Below are 17,806 nucleotides of genomic sequence, written 5' to 3' on the forward strand. Positions count from 1 at the left end.
ACGTACAGACGCGTCATGGTGGCCACATCCCTCCCCTGTGCTCGCGCCGGGACGGCGAGATGATCGGATGAGAGAAGACCTGAAGGAGAATCACCCCCATGGCACCCCGACCGACCAGTGCCCACTCGGCACGACGCAGCAGTACCCGTTTCGTCCTTCTCGGCCTCGCCCTGGTGACGACGGTCACAGCAGGATGCGCGAACTCCGACGATCCGGAGCAGCTGAACACGCGTGAGCCGGAGGTCGCCGCGGTGTCCCCCGACACGACCGTCACCCCGGCGGGCGTCACGGCCGACCCGCGCTTCGGCGGTCCGGCCACCGTCGACGGCCTCGCGATCGAGCCTCGCGACCGGATCGCCGGGATCCTCACCGACGACGGTACGACGCTGCTGCTGACCCCGCTCGACTCGGAGGAGAATCCGCGCTCGGTGCGACTCTCCGCACCCGGCACGTCCGTCTCCGCCGGCAGGGACGGCGAACTGTTGGTCACGTCGTCGTCGGGCATAAGCCGGGTGGACGCGCAGTCCGGTGCGACGACGGACGTCGCGGTCGACGGCGGCGCCGCCTCGGTGACGCCGTGGGACGACGGGTACGCCGTCGGGACGCCGACCGGAACCATCGTGATCGCGGGAGCCGACGGCGCGGTCGAGAGCACCATCCCCGGTCAGGCGTCGGTCGACGGTCTCGTACGCACCGGAGACGATCTGGTGTCCCTGGACACCCGGCAGACGTCGGTGACGTCCGTGAACGTCGGTGCCGAACGTCTCGGCGCCGCGCTGCGCGCAGGCGACGGGGCCACCCGCATGACCGGATGCGCCGACGGTGCCGTCGTGGTCGCCGACACGACCGACGACGAACTGCTCGTCTTCACGGGCGACCCCGATCTGATCATGCGTCAGCGCTACCCCGTCGCCGGTTCCCCGTTCGCCGTCGCGTGCGAGGACGACGGCACCGTGTGGGTGACCGTGACCGCACTGAACGAGGTGGTGGGATTCGACATCGCCTCCGGAATTCCTGTCGAGTCGGCACGGTTCCCCACAGTGCGCCAGCCCGACTCGCTCGCCGTGGACTCGCAGTCCGGCGAACTTTTCGTAGGCTCGAACAGTGGCGCCGGGGTCCAGGTGATCCCGACCCGGGCGTGAGTGCCCGCGAGGACGAGAGCGAGATCCGTGAACCGGAACAACCGTGCGATGCCCGTCGGCTGGGTGACCCAGTCGGACGACTGGGAGTACGTGCCCATCAAGCTGCCGCCGGACGTCACCCGAGTGACGGCCTCGATGCGGCTGGCCATCTCTGCCGAGTTCGGTGGGTGGGAGCTCTCCCGGGTCCGGCTGTACACCGACGGCAGCAGGCGAGTACTTCTCAAGCGACGCAAGACCGCGCACCACGTGCCCGATCCCGGTCTCTGACCGAGTGGCGGCGCCGCACCACCGACGAGATTCCCCGACGAGAGGTTTCCAGGCTGTGAGCCCGTACCGGCTGCTGCTCCGCGCGATGTTCCTGCTCCCTCCGGAACGCATTCATCACCTCGCATTCGCGGCGATGGTCGCGGTGACTCGATTCGCGCCCCTGCGTGCGCTGGTCTCGCGCGTGCTCTCGGTCCGAGATCCGGCACTGCGGACGACCGCCTTCGGCGTGACGTTCCCCACCCCGGTCGGCCTGGCCGCCGGTTTCGACAAGACCGGTGAGGGTGTCGACGCGTGGGGTCCGCTGGGGTTCGGTTTCGCGGAGGTCGGCACCGTGACCGCGCAGGCGCAACCCGGAAACGCACAGCCTCGACTCTTCCGGCTTCCCGCCGACCGAGGCCTGCTCAACCGCATGGGTTTCAACAATCCGGGTGCGGCGGCGGTGGCCGAGCGTCTGCGCGGACGACGCGGGGACATCCCGGTCGGCGCCAACATCGGCAAGACGAAGGTGGTTCCCGCGGCGGACGCCGCGATCGACTACACGGAGAGTGCGCGGCTGCTCGGCCCGCTGTCGGACTTCGTCGTGGTCAACGTGAGTTCGCCGAACACCCCCGGACTGCGGGATCTGCAGGCGGTGGAATCGCTGCGGCCTCTGCTGGCCGCCGTGGCGAGCGTCGTGACGGTGCCCGTCCTGGTGAAGATCGCGCCCGACCTGTCGGACGACGACGTCGACGCGGTGGCAGACCTGGCCATGGAGCTGGGATCCGCCGGCATCGTGGCGACCAACACGACCATCGGACGCGACGGGCTGAGGACGGCCGGGGCCGCGGATCTCGGAGCGGGTGGCGTCTCCGGCCCGTACGTCGCGGACCGATCACTCGAGGTGCTGCGCCGACTGCGTGCACGCGTCGGGGACTCGATGACGCTGATCTCGGTCGGCGGTGTCGAGACCGCAGACGACGCGTGGGAACGCATCCTCGCCGGTGCCACCCTCGTGCAGGGGTACACCGGCTTCGTCTACGGCGGTCCGTTCTGGGCGCGCCGCGTCGCCGTCGGCCTGGCTCGACGAGCCCGGGCCGCGGGATTCGCCTCGGTGGCCGACGCGGTCGGCACGGAGACTGTCCCGCGGCCCGGGCCGCGCTGACTCGGTTCTCGTCAGCTCTGCTCGTACGTGCCCACGATGACGGCACGCGCGATGGCGTGACTGAAGAGGTTGAATCCGAGGTACGCCGGTGACGCACTCTCGTCGATCTCGAGCTTCTCGACGTCGACGGCGTGTACCGCCACGAAGTAGCGGTGCGGTCCGTGCCCCTGCGGGGGTGCGGCACCGATGAACCGGGCCAGGCCCGCGTCGTTGCGCAGCGTGATCGCGTCGTTCGGCAACCCGGTGGAGCTGTCGTCGCCCGCTCCGGTGACCAGGGTGGTGGTCGAGACGGGAATGTTCGCCACCGCCCAGTGCCAGAAACCGGACGCCGTCGGCGCATCGGGGTCGTAGACGGTGACGGCGAAGCTCTTGGTCTCCTCCGGGAAGCCCGACCACGACAGCTGCGGCGAGTTGTCGTGGCCGCCCGCGCCCATGATGCCGCTGACCTGGTCCTCGTGGAGCGGCTGACCGTCGGTGACGTTGTCCGACGTGAGCTCGAACGACGGCAGCGACGGCAGTGCGGCGTAGGGATCGTGTGACATGAGGTCCTCTCGGGAGATATGGGTTCGGGGGTTGTCAGCTGTGCAGAAGGAAGTGCTCGAAGACCCTGGTACCGAAGATCAACGACTCGACGGGTACCCGTTCGTCCACGCCGTGGAACAACGCCGCGAAGTCGAGCTCGGGCGGCAGCTTGAGCGGCGCGAAGCCGAAGCAGCGGATGCCCAGCTTGGCGAACGCCTTGGCGTCGGTGCCGCCGGACAGCATGTAGGGCACCGTGCGACCGTTCTCGTCGAACGCCAGGATCGCGTCGTTCATCGCGTCGACGAGGTGCCCGTCGAACGTGGTCTCGTACGGCTCCAGGTCGGTGATCCAGGACCGTTCGACGTGCGGACCGATGAGCGCGTCGACCTCGCGCTCGAACTGCGCCTTGCGTCCCGGCAGGACGCGGCAGTCGATGGTGGCGGAGGCCGTCTGCGGGATGACGTTGGCCTTGTACCCGGCCGAGAGCATCGTGGGGTTTGCCGTGTCGCGCAGTGTCGCGCCGACGATGCGGGCGATGCTGCCGAGCTTGGCGAGGGTGCCGTCGATGTCGGGCGACTCGGGGTCGAAGGCCAGGCCGGTCTCCGAGCTCACGGCGGCGAGGAACTCGGTAACCGAGTCCGTCATCACCAGCGGGAACTGGTGGTTACCCAGTGCTGCAACGGCTTCGGCGAGGTACGTCACGGCGTTGTCCTCGTGCAGGAACGATCCGTGACCGGCGCGAGCCTTGGCCGTCAGACGCATCCAGGCGAGCCCCTTCTCCGCCGTCTCGACGAGGTAGAGGCGACGCTCGTCGCCCTCGGGGGTGGACACCGTCAGCGAGAAGCCGCCGACCTCGCCGACGGCCTCGGTGACACCCTCGAACAGATCGGGCCGGTGCTCGACGAGCCAGTGCGACCCGTACCTGCCGCCGGCCTCCTCGTCGGCCAGGAACGCGAAGACCAGGTCGCGGGGCGGGACGGTGCCGGCCGACTTGAACTGTCGGGCCAGCGCCAGGGCCATGCCGACCATGTCCTTCATGTCGACGGCGCCGCGTCCCCACAGGTAGCCGTCCTCGACGGCACCCGAGAAGGGATGCACGCTCCAGTCGGCGGGCTCGGCCGGAACGACGTCGAGGTGGCCGTGCACGAGCAACGCGCCGCGTGAGCTGTCGGCGCCGGCCAGTCGGGCGAAGACGTTGCCGCGGCCGGGCGCACCCGACTCGACGTACTCGGTCTCGTACCCCACGGCCTCGAGCTGGCGCGCCACCCACTCGGCGCACTCCTTCTCGCCGGCGGTGGTCTCGAGCTCACCGGTGTTGGAGGTGTCGAAGCGGATCAGCGACGAGACGAGGTCGACCACCTCGTCCACGGCCACGGTCTGCTTCTCGGTCTGGTGGTCGTTCTCTCCTGTTGCGGACACAGCTCGTTCCTACCACTCCAGGTGCCTTGGCAGGTGCTCCGACGTGCGGTTTTGGTCCAGGGCGCGGTATCGGCTAGATTTAGCGACCGCACCGAGAACACGGGTGCGACGCGATCATGAACTGTGTGTGACCAGCAGGGTGTGACGCGGGATGTCCGAGTGGCGGAATGGCAGACGCGCTAGCTTGAGGTGCTAGTGTCCTATTAACGGACGTGGGGGTTCAAGTCCCCCCTCGGACACCGAAGACAGACCGACGAAAGCCCCGATTCCTCACGGAATCGGGGCTTTCGTCATGACACGGGAGCGTGGAGGCGGCGATGACGGAGCACAGCGTGACGGGCATCGACCCCGACGAACTCGCTGCGTGCCTGCGCGTGCTCGACCGCGCGGCGGCCCTGGACGACGATCACCCCGACGCCGTGACCGTGCAGCGTGCCACGGCCGGCATGTTCAAGGCCGCGAAGAAGCGTCGCCGCCTGGAGTCGCGCGCCCGCGTCGCCGACGCCGACCGCGCCGTCGTCGCCGCCACGGCGACCGGATCACCCGACCGCATCGACGACGAGACCGCCGGGCTGGCGCTGACGTCGGCCACCACCACCGAGACCGCGGGCACATTGCAGCGTGCGCGTCCCTGCTACATCTGCAAGCAGCGGTACACCACGGTGGACGCGTTCTATCACCAGCTCTGCCCCGAGTGCGCCGCCCTGAACCACGCGAAGCGCGACGCCCGGACCGATCTCACCGGCCGCCGCGCCGTGCTCACCGGCGGGCGCGCGAAGATCGGCATGTACATCGCGTTGCGCCTGCTGCGCGACGGTGCTCACCTGACCATCACGACGCGCTTCCCCGCGGACGCGGTGCGCCGGTTCTCCTCGATGTCCGACAGCCACGACTGGATGCATCGACTGTCCGTCGTCGGCATCGACCTGCGTGATCCCGCGCAGGTGGTCGCGTTCGCGGACTCCGTCGCGGCGGAGGGCCCGCTCGACATCCTGATCAACAACGCCGCTCAGACCGTCAAACGGTCCGCCGGCTCGTACACCGCCCTCGAGGACGGTGAGCACGGCGTCGATCTGGCAGCGCTCGGGGTGCGCACGTTCGGCGCGACGAGCGATGCCCACCCGGCAGCGCTGGTGGGAGCGTTCGGCGAGACCGACGGCGACACCGTCGCTCTCGACACCGCCGTCATGGCGAACATGGGGCCGTCGCAGGTGACCTCCATGGCCCTCGTCGCCGGTTCGGCGTCCCTGCAGCGCATGGCTGCCGGAACGGCGATCGACGCGGGTGGGCTGGTACCCGACGAGGCGCCGACCAACAGCTGGGTGCACACCGTCGACCAGGTGGATCCCGTCGAGCTGCTCGAGGTGCAGCTGTGCAACTCGGTGGCGCCGTTCATCCTCGTCTCGCGCCTGCGCGCCGCCCTGGCGGCGTCGCCGCATCGCCGGTCCTACGTCGTCAACGTCTCCGCGATGGAGGGCCAGTTCGGCCGCGGCTACAAGGGACCGGGGCATCCGCACACCAACATGGCCAAGGCCGCACTGAACATGCTGACGCGCACCAGTGCGAACGAGATGCTCGACGACGGCATCTCGATGAGCGCGGTGGACACCGGCTGGATCACCGACGAACGCCCGCACCCGACGAAGATCCGCCTCGCCGACGAGGGCTTCCACGCGCCCCTGGATCTGGTGGACGGCGCGGCTCGTGTCTACGACCCCATCGTCCAGGGTGAGCTCGGTGTCGATCTGCACGGGAAGTTCCTCAAGGACTACGCGGCCTCACCCTGGTGACACCGCCGAACCCCCGTGTCGTGCGCCTGGCGGCCGCCCACGTGGTGCAATGTCGTGATGGGCGACGAGGTCGAGCAGCGCACGTTCAGCCGTAAGGACCGGCAGATGTTCCGGCACAAGGTGCAGGAGTGTCTGGACGCCCTGGCGGCGATGTTGGCGGACGACACCTTCCGGGTGGACGAGCCACGCCTGGGCATGGAGATCGAGCTCAACCTGGTGGACGAGTCGATGCAGCCGGCCATGGCCAACGCGGCCGTGCTCGAGGCGATCGCCGATCCGGACTTCCAGACCGAGCTGGGCCAGTTCAACATCGAGATCAACGTGGCCCCGGAACCGCTGGCGGGCGACCGGATGCGCATCCTGGAGAACGGATTACGCACCTCTCTGGACACCGCGGACGCCCGTGCTCGTGAGCAGGGATGCGCCCTGGCGATGATCGGGATGCTGCCCACGCTGGGCAAGGATCACTTCGCCCACCAGTGGTTGTCCAGCAATCCGCGATACGACCTGCTCAACCAACAGATCTTCGCGGCGCGCGGCGAGGACATCGAACTGTCGATCACCGGGGTCCCTCTGCCCGGCAGCCACGACATCGAGTCGTTGAACGAGATCTCCGACACGATCCTCCCCGAGGCCGCGTGCACCTCCGTGCAACTACACCTGCAGGTCTCGCCGACGGAGTTCCCCGCGCACTGGAACGCCGCGCAGGCGCTGGCGGGAGTGCAGGTGGCACTGGCCGCCAACTCCCCCTTCCTCGCCGGCAAGGCACTGTGGCACGAGACCCGGATCCCCCTTTTCGAACAGGCGACGGACACGCGCCCACAGGAACTCAAGAACCAGGGAGTTCGACCCCGCGTGTGGTTCGGCGAGCGCTGGATCACGTCGATCTTCGATCTGTTCGAGGAGAACTCGCGGTATTTCCCCGCGCTGCTGCCGGTCGTGTCCGACGAGGATCCGATGGCCGAACTCGCGGCGGGCCGAGCGCCCGGCCTGACCGAGCTGAAGATGCACAACGGCACCGTCTACCGATGGAACCGTCCGATCTACGACACCTCGAACGGCGAGCAGCACATCCGCCTCGAGAACCGCGTTCTTCCCGCAGGGCCGACCGTGCTCGACGTCCTCGCCGACGCGGCGCTGTACTACGGCACCCTGCGGTCGCTCGTCGACGCGGACCGGCCGGTGTGGACGCAGATGTCGTTCGACGCCGCCGTGGAGAACCTGCACTCGGCGGCCCGCGGCGGGTTCGACTCGCGGCTCTACTGGCCGGAGGTCGGCTGGATCTCGCCGCAGGAGCTGGTCCTGCGCCGACTGCTGCCCATGGCCGAGGCGGGTCTCGCGTCGTACGGCGTGGACACCGAGGTGCGCGACCGCTACCTCCGGGTCATCGAGGGTCGATGCCTGCGCCGTCAGTCCGGATCGGTGTGGCAACGCAATGCCGTCGTCGCACGCGAGCGTGCCGGGGAGTCGCGCGAGCGCGCCGTGGCGGGCATGTTGTCCGACTACCTGCAGCTCATGCACGAGGGCGAGGCCGTCCACACGTGGTCGTGGTGAGTGGTGGTGGGTCACAGGAGCGCTTGTAGGCTCGGGTGATGGCCGAGACTTCCGCACCTGACCCATCCGAACTCGACACTGCGTCCGATCTCGACACGGCAGGGGATCGCGAGTTGGACGTCGTCGTCTACGGCGCCACCGGTTTCGTGGGCGCGCTCACCGCCGAGTACCTGGCGAATCATGCCCCGCAGGGCACGTCGATCGCTCTCGCGGGCCGGTCCCGATCCAAGCTGGAGTCGACCCGTCGCGGTCTGCCGTCCCGCGCCGCCGACTGGCCACTGCTCGTCGCGGACGCGGACGACGAGGCCGCGCTCACCGACATCGCTTCTCGCACACAGGTCGTCATCACCACGGTCGGGCCGTACGCGAAGTTCGGACGCACGCTCGCGCACGTCTGCGCGGCGCAGGGCACGGACTACGTCGACCTCACCGGCGAAGTGCTGTTCGCTCGTCTCAGTGCCGACCAGAACCACGATCTCGCACACTCCACCGGCGCTCGGATCGTGCACTCCTGCGGCTTCGACTCGGTGCCGTCCGACATCGGCGTGCACGCGCTCTACTCCAAGGTCCACGAGGACGGAGCAGGCGACCTGACCGACACCACCCTCGTCGTGACGTCGATGAGCGGCGGGGTCAGCGGCGGCACCATCGACTCGCTGCGCGGCCAGATCGACGAGATCACGAAGGACCGCGCCGCGGCGAAGATGGCGGCGAGCCCCTACTCGCTCAGCCCCGACCGCTCGATCGAGCCGGATCTGGGACGCCAGAGCGACACCCCCATCGTCAAGGGCGCCGACATCCACCCCGATCTCAAGGGGTGGAAGGCACCGTTCGTGATGTCCTCGTACAACACTCGGGTCGTGCGCCGCACGAACGCGCTGCTCGGATACCCGTACGGCAAGAACTTCCGCTACAGCGAGGTCATGAGCGTGGGCTCGTCGCCCGCCTCCCCGGTGATCGCCGGTGCCGTGCTCGCCGGGCTGGGCGCCTTCGTCGCGGGCATGGCCTTCAAGCCCACCCGTTTCCTCCTCGACAAGATCCTGCCCAAGCCGGGCGACGGTCCCAGCGAGAAGACCCGGCAGAAGGGGCATTTCACGATCGACGTCTACACCACCACCAGCACCGGTGACCGGTACGTCTCGCGCGTGAAGGCGAAGGGCGATCCCGGCTACGCGGCCACCGCCATGATGCTGGGCGAATCGGCACTGGCGCTCGCGCTCAACCGTGACGCACTCCCCTCCGTCGGCGGCGGCGTGCTCACCCCGGCCTCCGGAATCGGTGACGCGCTGATCCACCGACTCCGCGGCGCCGGCATGGAGATCTCCGCGCGCAAGGTATGACCGACCTGCTGCACCGGTACCAGGCCGACCTGGGTCTCGCTCAGGCCGCCGACATCACCGTGCGACCCGTGTCCGAGGGCGTGTTGTCGTCGACCCTGCCGGTGGCCGCGCTGGCCGTCGGTGCGGTCGCTGCACTCGGTTCCGCGGTCGACCGGTTCCGCGTCGCCTCGGGGCTGACCGCACCGTCACCGCGCGTGGTGGTCGGCGATCGGGTCGCCGCGTCGTTCGCGGGAGACAGACTGTTGCGCATCGACGGGCGGCCGGTCGCAGGGTTCGCCGCCCTGTCCGGCTTCTTCCGCACCGCGGACGGGTGGGTGCGCACCCACGCCAACTACCCGCACCACCGGGCGCGACTGCTCTCGCTACTCGAGCTCGCCGACGACGCCGACCACACCGCCGTCGCGGCGGCACTCCTCCGCCGCGAGGCTCTGGACGTGGAGGAGCGTGCAGCAGAACTCGGCGCGATCGTCGTGGCGGTGCGGACCCCGGACGAGTGGTTCGGCTCGGCGCCCGGCCGTTTCACGCGTTCCGGCCCCATCGTCTCGTCCACCGTGCGTCCCGACGGTCTGCCGTCGCTCCCCGAACCACCGACCGACCCGATGCGACCGCTGGCCGGGGTGCGCGTACTGGATCTCACGCGGGTCATCGCCGGCCCGGTCGCCACGCGCGATCTGGCCCTCCTCGGTGCATCGGTACTGCGGGTCGACTCCCCACTGCTGCCGGAGATCGAAGCCCAGCACCTCGACACCGGCGCCGGCAAGTACTCGACACTCCTGGACGTGCTCGTCGACGACGACGACGAGCGACTGACGGCGCTGATGTCGTCGGTGGACGTGGTGGTCGGCGGCTACCGGCCGGGCTCCTACATCGACGACCACCTCCGCGCGCACCGGCCGAGCGGAGCGATCATCGGGACGGTGAGTGCGTGGGGCGGCCGGGGGCCGTGGGCACGGCGGCGCGGATTCGACAGCCTGGTGCAGGCGGCGTCCGGCATCGCGAACATGTGCGGCGGGAAGGCCGGAGGCCGGTCGGATGACGGCGGGACGGCCGGGGTTCCGGGGGCGCTGCCGGTGCAGGCGCTCGACCACGCGTCCGGCCACCTGCTGGCGGCGGGGATCGTCGACGCTCTGACCCAGCGCCTCGACGGTGGCATCGGTAGGACGGTGTCGGTCTCGTTGGCACGCACTGCCGCCTGGCTGCTCGATGCCGACGGCAGGGTCGACACTCCGGCCGACCCCGTGCTGCCGACGGACGAGCACACCGTCCTCCACGACGACGTGCGCACGGCCCGACCGGCGCTCGCGGAGTACGACGATCACCCCTTCCCGGCCCGCCCGTGGGGACGCGACGAGCCACGCTTCCCGTCCTGACAGGATGGCGGCATGACCGACGTCGACTCCCCCGCCCGCACTCGACTCCTCGTCGACGTCGACACCGGAATCGACGACTCCCTCGCTCTGGTCTACCTGGCTGCGAGTCCGAACGCCGAGATCGTGGCCGTGTGCTGCACGGCGGGCAACGTGCCCACCGCGCAGGTGACACGGAACACGCTGTCCTGGTTGGAGATATGTGGTCTGACCGACGTGGAGGTGGCCGTCGGCGTCGACGCACCTCTGGTCGCCCCGCTGATGACGACGGAGGACACGCACGGTCCGCTGGGAGTGGGCTACGCGAATCTGCCGGCGCCCACCATGACCGTCTCCGATCGGACGGCGGCGCAGGCGTGGGTGGACCTGGCGCGCGAGAACCCGGGCGAGCTGGTCGGACTGGTGACCGGTCCGATGACGAATCTGGCTCTGGCACTGCGGCTCGAGCCCGCACTACCCGTGCTGCTGAAGCGTCTGGTGATCATGGGCGGCAGCATCGATCACCCGGGGAACACGACGCCCACCTCCGAATGGAACGTGGCGGTCGACCCGGAAGCCGCAAAGGAGGTGTTCGACGCATTCGACGCGGTGCCTTCGGGCCGGGAGCCGATCGTGTGCGCCCTGGGCCTGACGGAACGGATCGAGATGCGTCCGTCGCACGTGGCACGTCTGGCAGAGATCGCCGGATCCGTTCCGGTGGAGCACCTCTCGATCGACGAGGTGGGAGCACGCTCGACGGCGTCCGTGCCCGTCGTGCGATACCTGACGGACGCGGTGCGGTTCTACATGGAGTTCCACCACGCGCAGGGTGAGGGATACCTGGCGCACATGCACGACCCGTTCGCGGCGGCCGTCGCACTGCACCCGGAGATCGCCGAGTACGCCCTGGCCACCGTCGACGTCGAACTCGTCGGGACCCTCACGCGGGGAACGACGGTGGCCGACCGGCGCGGGTTCTGGGGACGTCGCCCCAATGCCGCGATCGCCGTGTCGACCGATCCGGACGCCTTCTTCGATCACCTGCTCGCGACGGTCGGGGCGTTCGCCGCCGGGCGCTGAGTTCAGCCGTCGAAGGCGGTCAGGATCTCCTGCGCACCCAGGGCCGCGGTGAGAGACCCGTCGGCCACGCGCCTCTCCACGTCGGCGCGGACGGCGGTCACCGCGGGACTCGACGACAGTCGGCGCATCAGCTGGTCCTGCACCATGGTCCACACCCACTGGACCTGCTGGTCGCGGCGGCGGGCGTCGAAGTCGCCTGCCGCGGTGAGGACGTCGCGGTGGCGGCACACGGTGTCCCAGAACTCCGTGAGTCCGGTCTCCTCGATCGCGCTCATCGTCAGCACGGGCGGCGTCCACAGGGCGTCGTGCGGGTAGATCAGTCTGAGCGCTCCGGCGAGTTCGCGCGCGGCACCCTTGGCGTCGCGGAGATGGTTCCCGTCGGCCTTGTTGACGGCGACCACGTCGGCGAGTTCGAGGACACCCTTCTTGATGCCCTGCAGCTGATCGCCCGTGCGCGCGAGCGTCAGGAAGCAGAAGGTGTCCACCATGCCCGCGACCGTGATCTCGGACTGCCCGACCCCGACGGTCTCCACCAACACGACGTCGTAGCCGGCCGCCTCGAGCAGCACGATCGTCTCGCGGGTCGCCTTCGCGACACCGCCGAGGGTTCCCGACGTCGGGGACGGCCGGATGTACGCCTCGGGCGCGACCGTGAGCCGTGCCATCCGCGTCTTGTCCCCGAGGATGGAGCCCCCGGTACGGGTCGACGACGGATCCACCGCGAGAACCGCGACGCGGTGGCCCTTCTCGATGAGCGTCATGCCCAGGGCGTCGATGAACGTCGACTTGCCGACTCCCGGTACGCCCGTGATGCCCACCCGATGTGACCCCCCGGCGTGCGGAAGGAGCTCGAGCAGCATCTGTTGGGCGAGGTCGCGATGGTCGTCGCGGGTGGACTCGACGAGGGTGATGGCACGCGCCAGCCCGGCACGCTCACCGGCCCGCACCGAGGCCACGAGCGCGTCGAGATCGATCGCCGGACGCGTGGGACGTGCTGCGGTCGCGTCGGACATGCTCAGGCGTTCGCTCCTGCGTCCGAGACGGCCGCGCCGTGACCCAGGCTCTCCGCGAGCTGGCCGATGAGATCGACCGCGGCGTCGGCGATCACCGTGCCGGGCGGGAAGATCGCGGCCGCCCCGGCCTCACGCAGCGCGTCGAAGTCGCCCGGCGGGATGACGCCGCCGACCACGACCATGATGTCGGACCGGCCGACGGCGGCGAGTGCTTCCCGCAGCGCCGGAACCAGCGTCAGGTGACCGGCGGCGAGCGACGACACCCCGATGACGTGGACGTCGTTGTCGGCGGCCTGGTTCGCCACCTCCTCGGGGGTCTGGAACAGGGGGCCGACATCGACGTCGAAGCCGATGTCGGCGAACGCCGTCGCGATGACCTTCTGCCCGCGATCGTGTCCGTCCTGCCCCATCTTCGCCACCAGGATGCGGGGTCGGCGGCCCTCCGCCTTCGCGAACGCCGTCGCCAGCTCGCCTGCATGCACCATGTTCGTGGCCTTCCCCGCCTCGTCCCGGTAGACACCGCTGATCGTGCGGATCTCGGCGCGGTGCCGTCCGTAGACCTTCTCGAGAGCGTCGGAGATCTCGCCCACCGTCGCCATGGCCCGCGCCGCGTCGACGGCGAGGGCGAGCAGGTTGTTCTCCATCCCGCCGTCGGTGGACGCGGCCGCCGCGGTGAGGGCGGACAGCGCCGCCTCGACGCGGCCGGGGTCGCGCTCCTCGCGCAGCCGCTCGAGCTTCTCGATCTGCTCGGTGCGCACCCGCGAGTTCTCGACCTTGAGCACCTCGATGGCGTCGGGCTCGTCGGGCACGTACTTGTTGACACCCACCAGCGGCTGCCGACCGGAGTCGATGCGCGCCTGCGTCCGCGCCGCCGCCTCCTCGATGCGGAGCTTCGGGATGCCCTCGCCGATGGCCTTGGCCATTCCGCCGGCCTCCTCGACCTCGGCGATGTGCGCGCGGGCCCGATCGGCGAGCTGGTGGGTCAGCCACTCCACGTAGTACGAGCCGCCCCACGGATCGATGGGCCGCGTCGTGCCGGACTCCTGCTGCAGCAGCAGCTGGGTGTTGCGGGCGATCCGGGCGGAGAAGTCGGTGGGCAGCGCGAGCGCTTCGTCGAGCGCGTTGGTGTGCAGTGACTGCGTGTGTCCCTGCGTCGCGGCCATCGCCTCGATACACGTGCGGGAGACGTTGTTGAAGACGTCCTGCGCCGTCAGCGACCAGCCGGACGTCTGCGAATGTGTGCGCAGCGACAGTGATTTCGCGCTGGACGGGTCGAACTTCTGCACCAGCTCCGCCCACAGCAACCGGCCTGCGCGCAGCTTGGCGACCTCCATGAAGAAGTTCATGCCGATGGCCCAGAAGAAGGACAGCCGCGGGGCGAACGTGTCGATGTCCATGCCCGCGGCCAGCCCGGCGCGGATGTACTCCACCCCGTCGGCGAGGGTGTACGCGAGTTCCAGATCGGCCGTCGCGCCGGCTTCCTGGATGTGGTAGCCGGAGATGGAGATCGAGTTGAACTTCGGCATGTGCGTCGAGGTGTACGCGAAGATGTCGGAGATGATCCGCATCGACGGCTCGGGCGGATAGATGTAGGTGTTGCGCACCATGAACTCTTTGAGGATGTCGTTCTGGATGGTGCCGGCGAGCTTCTCCGGTCCGACGCCCTGCTCCTCCGCCGCGACGACGTACAGCGCCAGGATCGGCAGCACGGCGCCGTTCATGGTCATCGACACCGACACCGACCCCAGGTCGATCCCGTCGAAGAGTTGGCGCATGTCGTAGATCGAGTCGATCGCGACACCCGCCATGCCGACATCGCCCTGCACGCGCGGGTGGTCACTGTCGTAGCCGCGGTGCGTCGCGAGGTCGAACGCGACCGACAGCCCCTTCTGACCGGCAGCGAGGTTGCGACGGTAGAACGCGTTGGACTCCGACGCCGTCGAGAATCCGGCGTACTGACGAATCGTCCACGGCTGGTTGACGTACATCGTCGGGTACGGACCGCGCAGGAACGGAGCCGTGCCCGGGTAGGAGTCGAGCGGGTACCCGGCCTCGGCCGCCTCCGCCCGGTCGGCGCCGGTGTACAGGGGTCGGACGTCGATGCCCTCGGGGGTGGACCACACCACCTGCTCGGGCGAGTAGCCGTGAGCCGCCGCGGCCGCCTCGACGTGGGCGCGCGCATCGTCGGCCGCCGGCGCTGCCGCGTCCGCACCGCGGGGGTCGACGAGCGGAACGTCCGCGAAACTGCCCACGGGGCCCATGTCACCAGCGTCGTCGGTCATGCGGTGTGTCCTTCCGTACGAGCCTCGCCGGTGAGTGCATCGAGAAGAGCACTCAGTTCGGCGACGGCATCGATGGTGAGCGTGAGATGTCCGTCCGGGGTCTGTTCCGGCGACGCGTCCGCGAAGGCCGAGGCACCGCCGGCGACGAGCACCGTCCGCACCCCCGCCGACCGCAGAGCGGCGACGGCGTCCGGTCCCTCGGCGGCGTACCGCTTGTCGGTGCCGCACAGCACGGCGATCGGCGAGGCGGTCTCGCGTGCCACCGCGGTGAGATCGGCTCCCGCACCGGGGTTCACCGCCTCGATCCCGCCCGACGCCATGAGGTTCGCCGCGAACGTGGTGCGTCCGTTGTGTTCCGCGACGCTGCCCAACGGCGCCAGCAGCACCACCGGGCGACTGCCCTTGTCCGCCAACACCGCGTCGCTGCGATCACGCAGCGCCTCGAACTCGGCGGCGTACCGCGTCGCGAGACGTCCGGCGACGGTGCCGTTCCCCGAGGCCGCGGGCGTCGGCTCCTGCAGGTTCGGGAACTCGTTGACACCGGTGACCGCGGTGCGGCGGTGGGCGATGTCGCTCGCACGGGCGGCTCGGGTCTCCTCGACCCGGCGCGCGATCTCACCGGATTCCAGCGCGGCGCGGTAACCGCCGGCGGCCTCGACCGCCTGCAGAACCGACCACGCCGAGTCCGCGAGCGCGTCGGTGAGCGACTCGACGTACCAGGAACCACCGGCCGGATCGACCACCCGCCCCAGGTGGGACTCCTCGAGCAGGAGCAGCTGGGTGTTGCGCGCGATCCGTGCGGCGAAGGTCTGCGAGACGTCCGCGGCGCCGCCGGGAATCGCGGCGTCGAACGGCAGGACGGTCACCGCGTCGGCTCCGCCCACACCGGCGCCGAACGCGGCCAGCGTCGTGCGCAGCATGTTCACCCAGGGATCGCGCTGCGTCATCATCGCCGCCGAGGTGACGGCGTGCTGTGGGGCCCCGCCGTGCTCCGGCGCCCCGAGCACCTCGGCCACCCGGGCCCAGACCCGCCGGGCCGCACGGAACTTGGCGATGGTCTCGAACTGCTCGTCGGTGGCCGCGAGCCGGAACTCCACCTGTCCCAATGCCTCGACAGTGGACAGTCCCGCCGCCGTGAGCGCGCGCAGATACTCGAGTCCGGCCGCGACGGTCAGACCGACCTCCTGCGCGTCTGCCGACCCGGCAGCGTGGAACACGGTGCCGTCCAACGTGATCGCGCGCACCCGCTCGGTGCGCGCCACTGCCCGCACCGCGAGATCGATCGCGTCCTGCTCGCTCGCACCCGGGAGGTCGGCGAATCGATCGGTCAGCGGTGACGCCCCCAGTCGGACGTCGGCGGCGGCACCGCGCTCGTCCAGGAGCGCGAACAACGCGTCGGCCACCGCTGTGACGTCCGCACCCGCGTCCAGCGTCAGGGGCGCGAGGTCGAGCAGGACCCCGTCGAGTGCGCGGGCCAGGCCCTCGGCACCCACGGACGCCGTGTCGAGCCACAGGGCGCTCGTGCCGTTCTGCAGCGCGTCGAGGAGCTGGTCGTTGAGCGTCGCCGCGTCCGAGTCCGCACCGGCGGGACGGCCGAACCGACCGGCGACCAGCCACCCGACGTTGACGTCGCGATGCGCGTCCGTGCCACGCGTGAAGGGGAAGGTGCCGGGCAGCGGAGCCTCGGCAGTCTCGTCCAGCGGCCCGTACAGGGGCCGCACCGTGACCCCGTCGTACGTGGTCACTTCGAGCAGCGTCTCCGGATGCTCGGGGAGCTCCGAGACGTCCACCCGACGAGCCTTGGCCAGCACCCCGGCCACGCCGCGGCGCCAGGTCGCGAAACCCTCCTCGGCGCTGCTCACCGGTACGGCCGCGCCGACGTCCTCGGCAGCGACGGAATCCGGTGTCCCGGTGTGTGACGTGGCCATGTGTCCCTTTCGCGCCTGCGGATGCTGTGATGTTAACCGCACTCCGGGCACGCTATCCCGAGTCCCATCACAGTGGCCTGAGACAAACTTCACACTAGTAGGGCGTCCGAGCATCGGTCCTCCTAGTGACCGTTCCGACCGCGTCGACGAGCACCGCTCGCATCGCTCTTCGGTAGCGTGAGCAGACGTGACGACCCCCGACATCGACCCGCACGACACAGTGCCGTCGGAGGAGTCGATCGTCGTCGGAGGCCGCCGCGCGCTCGTGCTGCGCGTGGCCGCGACCGTCACCGTGCTCGCCGCCCTGATCGTCGTGGCACTGCTCGTCCCCCTCCCCACCATCGACCGCGTGCGGGAGTGGGCCGTCGCCGTCGGGCCGGCCTTCCCCCTCGTCTTCTTCGCGGCGCACGCGATCATCACGGTGGCGCCGATCCCCCGCACCCTGTTCACGGTGTCGGCGGGTGTGCTGTTCGGACCCGTGACGGGGGTCGGTGTGGCGGTCGCAGCGACGACCGTGAGTGCAGTGCTCGCGTTCCTGCTGGTCCGAGCACTCGGCCGCGACGTGGTGACCGCACGCTGGGACCATCCGGTGATCCGGGCCGTCGATTCCCGTCTCGCGCGACGGGGATGGTTGGCGGTGGGGAGTCTTCGACTCATCGCGCCGGTGCCGTTCTCGGTGGTCAATTACTCCGCCGGCCTGTCTTCGGTGGCCGTGGTGCCGTTCGCGCTGGCGACGGTGGTCGGGGTGATCCCGGGAACGGTCGGCATCGTGTTGCTCGGCGACGCTCTGGCCGGTCACGGCGATCCGGTCCTGCTCGCGATCTCGGGGGTCTGCATTGCCGTGGGCGTCGTGGGACTGATCCTGGACGCGCGGATGCCGGTGGCCGGCGATCGATGAGGTCAAGGTCACGGGCTTGATGTGGCCGGATCAAGGTCGACGATGAACTCTGTGCGTCGCAACGCATCAAGACTCGAGGCTTGA

14 protein-coding genes and 1 tRNA gene are annotated in these 17,806 nt (G+C 69.8%); 10 read left to right on the plus strand and 5 right to left on the minus strand.

What is annotated here, in order from left to right; genetic code table 11:
• The first annotated feature begins 98 nt into the window (after positions 1–98).
• From OG947_RS00825 to OG947_RS00835, 3 genes are read left to right on the plus strand one after another with little or no spacing between them, the layout of a single operon-like run.
• Positions 99–1,142 carry a YncE family protein gene (locus tag OG947_RS00825; protein ID WP_328812918.1) on the plus strand — a complete coding sequence of 348 codons (1,044 nt, stop codon included), beginning with the start codon at positions 99–101 and terminating at the stop codon, positions 1,140–1,142.
• A gap of 48 nt (positions 1,143–1,190) precedes the next feature.
• Positions 1,191–1,409: a DUF5703 family protein gene (locus tag OG947_RS00830; protein WP_328813933.1), complete on the plus strand. Its 219-nt coding sequence runs from the start codon at positions 1,191–1,193 to the stop codon at positions 1,407–1,409.
• A gap of 55 nt (positions 1,410–1,464) precedes the next feature.
• Positions 1,465–2,550, plus strand: a complete 1,086-nt coding sequence (locus tag OG947_RS00835; protein ID WP_285184900.1) for a quinone-dependent dihydroorotate dehydrogenase — start codon at positions 1,465–1,467, stop codon at positions 2,548–2,550.
• 11 nt (positions 2,551–2,561) lie between these two features.
• Here OG947_RS00835 and OG947_RS00840 read toward each other — a convergent pair whose 3' ends face one another.
• Both OG947_RS00840 and OG947_RS00845 read right to left on the minus strand, forming a co-directional pair.
• Positions 2,562–3,092 (minus strand): YbhB/YbcL family Raf kinase inhibitor-like protein, encoded by a 531-nt coding sequence (locus OG947_RS00840; protein WP_027505328.1) that lies wholly within the window; start codon positions 3,090–3,092, stop codon positions 2,562–2,564.
• 34 nt (positions 3,093–3,126) lie between these two features.
• Positions 3,127–4,491 (minus strand): M20/M25/M40 family metallo-hydrolase, encoded by a 1,365-nt coding sequence (locus tag OG947_RS00845; protein WP_285184903.1) that lies wholly within the window; start codon positions 4,489–4,491, stop codon positions 3,127–3,129.
• A 153-nt stretch (positions 4,492–4,644) separates the two neighbouring features.
• Between OG947_RS00845 and OG947_RS00850 the strand changes: the two genes are divergently transcribed.
• From OG947_RS00850 to OG947_RS00875, 6 genes are all read left to right on the plus strand, one after another.
• Positions 4,645–4,730: transfer RNA gene (locus OG947_RS00850), tRNA-Leu, on the plus strand.
• A 78-nt stretch (positions 4,731–4,808) separates the two neighbouring features.
• Positions 4,809–6,281 carry an SDR family NAD(P)-dependent oxidoreductase gene (locus OG947_RS00855; protein WP_037185609.1) on the plus strand — a complete coding sequence of 491 codons (1,473 nt, stop codon included), beginning with the start codon at positions 4,809–4,811 and terminating at the stop codon, positions 6,279–6,281.
• 57 nt (positions 6,282–6,338) lie between these two features.
• The gene (locus OG947_RS00860; protein ID WP_027505325.1) at positions 6,339–7,835 is read left to right on the plus strand and encodes a glutamate-cysteine ligase family protein; all 1,497 of its coding nucleotides are present in this window, start codon (positions 6,339–6,341) and stop codon (positions 7,833–7,835) included.
• Between the two features lie 38 nt (positions 7,836–7,873).
• Positions 7,874–9,175 (plus strand): saccharopine dehydrogenase family protein, encoded by a 1,302-nt coding sequence (locus OG947_RS00865; RefSeq protein WP_328812919.1) that lies wholly within the window; start codon positions 7,874–7,876, stop codon positions 9,173–9,175.
• On the plus strand, positions 9,172–10,545 hold the full coding sequence (locus OG947_RS00870; RefSeq protein WP_328812920.1) for a CoA transferase: 1,374 nt from the start codon (positions 9,172–9,174) through the stop codon (positions 10,543–10,545). The genes OG947_RS00865 and OG947_RS00870 overlap by 4 nt, the downstream gene beginning before the upstream one ends.
• Before the next feature lie 12 nt (positions 10,546–10,557).
• On the plus strand, positions 10,558–11,601 hold the full coding sequence (locus OG947_RS00875) for a nucleoside hydrolase (RefSeq protein ID WP_328812921.1): 1,044 nt from the start codon (positions 10,558–10,560) through the stop codon (positions 11,599–11,601).
• 2 nt (positions 11,602–11,603) lie between these two features.
• On the opposite strand, the gene meaB is transcribed toward OG947_RS00875, so the two are convergent.
• Genes meaB through OG947_RS00890 form a run of 3 tightly spaced genes read right to left on the minus strand, consistent with a single transcriptional unit; the run spans position 11,604 to position 16,824 of the window.
• A complete protein-coding gene (gene meaB / locus OG947_RS00880; RefSeq protein WP_027505321.1) occupies positions 11,604–12,614 on the minus strand; it encodes a methylmalonyl Co-A mutase-associated GTPase MeaB in 1,011 nt (336 codons plus the stop codon).
• Positions 12,615–12,616: 2 nt separating this feature from the next.
• A complete protein-coding gene (gene scpA, locus OG947_RS00885) occupies positions 12,617–14,896 on the minus strand; it encodes a methylmalonyl-CoA mutase (RefSeq protein WP_235578919.1) in 2,280 nt (759 codons plus the stop codon).
• Positions 14,893–16,824: a methylmalonyl-CoA mutase family protein gene (locus OG947_RS00890; protein WP_328812922.1), complete on the minus strand. Its 1,932-nt coding sequence runs from the start codon at positions 16,822–16,824 to the stop codon at positions 14,893–14,895. Before OG947_RS00890 ends, scpA begins: the two co-directional genes overlap by 4 nt.
• 274 nt (positions 16,825–17,098) lie before the next feature.
• Between OG947_RS00890 and OG947_RS00895 the strand changes: the two genes are divergently transcribed.
• Complete coding sequence (locus OG947_RS00895) at positions 17,099–17,722, plus strand: TVP38/TMEM64 family protein (protein WP_285186007.1); 624 nt, start codon at positions 17,099–17,101, stop codon at positions 17,720–17,722.
• The last annotated feature ends 84 nt before the right edge of the window (positions 17,723–17,806 follow it).

The organism is Rhodococcus sp. NBC_00297 (assembly GCF_036173065.1).
GTDB lineage: Bacteria > Actinomycetota > Actinomycetes > Mycobacteriales > Mycobacteriaceae > Rhodococcoides.